This is a genomic window from Brevundimonas sp. (genome assembly GCF_036402095.1).
GTDB lineage: Bacteria > Pseudomonadota > Alphaproteobacteria > Caulobacterales > Caulobacteraceae > Brevundimonas.
This window is the reverse complement of sequence record NZ_DASWTO010000109.1, coordinates 1-2,541: the sequence shown is the minus strand read 5'-3', so window position 1 is coordinate 2,541 and position 2,541 is coordinate 1. Positions and strand designations below refer to the sequence as shown.

Genomic DNA, 2,541 nt, shown 5'->3' with positions numbered 1-2,541 from the left:
CCGCGCCAAAGTTGGGCGGGAAGGTTAACAGGAAGGCAACAGGCAGCAGGCATCAGGCAACAGGGATCACCAAAGAGTGGGCGTCGACGGCGGGACGCCTGCCCATCCTGTCAGCACTCACCGCCCGTCGCCTGCTGCCTGCTGCCTGTTGCCTGTTGCCTGTCGCCTGCTGCCTCCCCTCACCCCTCCTTCGCCGTCCCCTCGACCAGCGGCACGAACCGCACCTCCGCCAGGCTCTCGCGCCGGAACGAGCCGTCTTCCAGACTGACGTAGCGGTGCAGCCGCTGCACCGACGACCGCCCCACCGGGCACACCAGTATCCCGCCCGGCTTCAGCTGGTGCAGCAGTTCCGTCGGTTCGCCGGGCGACGCCGCCGTGACCATGATCCGGTCGAACGGCGCCTGCTCCGGCCAGCCCAGCCCGCCGTCGCCATGCCGGGTGATGACGTTGTCGATCTTCAGTTCCTTCAGCCGCCGCTCGGCCTCGGTCAGCAGGCTGCGATACCGCTCCACCGAATAGACATAGCGCGCCAGCCGGCTCAGCACCGCGGCCTGGTAGCCGGACCCCGTGCCGATCTCCAGCACCCTGTGCCTCGGCTGCACGTCCAGCGCCTGGGTCATCAGGCCGACGATATAGGGCTGCGAGATCGTCTGGGCGCAGTCGATCGGCAGGGCCTGGTCCTCCCACGCCTGGTCGAGGAATTTCTCGTGCACGAACACGGCGCGGTCGATCGACTCCATGGCCTGCAGCACCTTCGGGTCGGTCACCCCCTGCTGCCGCAGCCCGAGGATCAGCCGCCCGGCGCGATCGTCGTTCAGCTTCATCGGTCGGCCTTCAGCGAAAAGCGGCGGGCCTCCATGACCAACGGGGACGACGGGCACAGTTGGCCTGCCCTCGCGCCGCCGTCCGCCGTACGGTCCACGGCATGACCTCTCACCGCGACCCGCCGGCCGTCCCAGCGGGCGCGTTCGGCGACGATGCGCGGCGGCAGGACGATGGGCAGGCAGCGGCCGTCGTCCAGCGTCAGCAGGCCGACCCCGTCCGCCACGGCCAGCCGCCCGCGGGCTCCGCACCAACCCGCCGCTTCGCAGCCGGAATCGATCCAGGCGCGGTCGGCGGGCCAGGGCTCCGTAACCGCGCAGGCCGCGAGCAGCACGGCAGCCCCGGCCAGACCTGCGAACGCCACCCTCATTCCGCCGCCACCGTCTTCGGCGGCGCCCCGCCCAGCACCCCCTTCAGGTCGTGCACGCTCGGCATGTGCGTCAGGTCGATGTGCAGCGGCGTGACCGAGATCTTCCCCTCGTCCATGGCCCGCAGGTCGGTTCCGGCCGGATGGTCCTGCTTGGTCCCGCGGAAGCTCATCCAGTAATAGTCCCGCCCCCTCAGGTCGGTGCGCCGCACCGCGTGCATCTCGCCGATGTCGCGGAAGCCCTGCCGCGTCACCTCGACCTGGATCACCTCTTCCGGCGGCCGGGCCGGGAAGTTCAGGTTCATCACCACCCCCGCCTGCCACGGCTGCTCCAGCAGCCGGGCGATGATCGCCGGCGCATAGGCCTCGGCCGTCTCCCAGTGCGCCGTCACCTCGTCGTGGAATCGCTCCAGAGACTGGGAGAGCGCGATCGAGCGGATGCCGAACGCCATCCCCTGAAGCGCCCCGGCCACCGTCCCCGAATAGGAGCAGTCCTCGCCGACGTTGTGCCCGCGGTTGACGCCCGACAGCACCAGATCGGGCCGCTCCGGCATCAGATCGTTGACCGCCAGCACCACGCAGTCGGTCGGCGTCCCCGTCACCGCGAACCGCTTCTCGCCGATGGCGTTGACCCGCAGCGGCTCGGTCAGGGTGATCCCCCGCCCCTTGCCCGACTGCTCGACCTGCGGCGCGACCGTCCAGATGTCGTCCGACAGCGTCCGGGCGATCCGCTCCAGGCATTCCAGCCCCTCGGCCTCGATACCGTCGTCGTTGGTCAGGAGGATGCGCATTCCGCTCCGATCAGTTCGTTCAGTTCGCCGGCCGGATGTCGTCGGCCAGGATGACGAAGGCGCCGCCGCACTCGTTGCGGATGGCCGAGCCCTCGTGCTCGATCCGGTTCCCCGGCAGGCCCGCCGACCATGCCGCGGTCCGGCCGGTGACGGTCACCTTCTGCCCGCCCAGATCCCGCACCGCCTGGCGCATCTCGTCGCGCGACGCCGCGCCGGACACGCACGGCCGCGAGAACGGCTGCAACACCTGGTCCTGGTCGGCGTACAGCTGAAACTCCTCGCCGCCGAACCGCATCCAGCCGGTGAAGGCGGTGTCGGTCGCCGAATACTGCGGCGTCGCCGGGCCGGTGGCGCAGGCCGTCAGGGCCAGCGCGGAAAGACCGATCAGAAACTTCGTCATCGCAATCTCCCTCTCTTCCGCATCCCGGCGAACGCCGGGATGAGCGGTTCTAGGTTGGCCCAATGTGGGTCACGCCGCCCATATAGGAAATCAGCGCATCGGGGACGGTGATGCCGCCATCGGGCCGCTGATAGTTCTCCATGATCGCCACCAGCGTCCGC

General features: G+C 69.8%; 5 protein-coding genes. All 5 read right to left on the bottom strand.

The window, feature by feature from the left end; all coding sequences use genetic code 11:
• Positions 1 to 179: 179 nt before the first annotated feature.
• A complete protein-coding gene (locus VGD32_RS08040; protein ID WP_331031375.1) occupies positions 180 to 824 on the bottom strand; it encodes a protein-L-isoaspartate(D-aspartate) O-methyltransferase in 645 nt (214 codons plus the stop codon).
• A complete protein-coding gene (locus VGD32_RS08035) occupies positions 821 to 1,186 on the bottom strand; it encodes a hypothetical protein (RefSeq protein WP_331031374.1) in 366 nt (121 codons plus the stop codon). The genes VGD32_RS08040 and VGD32_RS08035 overlap by 4 nt, the downstream gene beginning before the upstream one ends.
• A 2-nt stretch (positions 1,187 to 1,188) precedes the next feature.
• On the bottom strand, positions 1,189 to 1,980 hold the full coding sequence (gene surE / locus VGD32_RS08030; RefSeq protein ID WP_331031373.1) for a 5'/3'-nucleotidase SurE: 792 nt from the start codon (positions 1,978 to 1,980) through the stop codon (positions 1,189 to 1,191).
• Positions 1,981 to 1,999: 19 nt separating this feature from the next.
• Entirely contained in the window at positions 2,000 to 2,380 is a 381-nt protein-coding gene (locus tag VGD32_RS08025) for a hypothetical protein (protein ID WP_331031372.1), read from the bottom strand.
• 49 nt (positions 2,381 to 2,429) lie between these two features.
• On the bottom strand, positions 2,430 to 2,541 hold a 112-nt coding region (locus VGD32_RS08020; RefSeq protein WP_331031376.1), incomplete at its 5' end, for a hypothetical protein.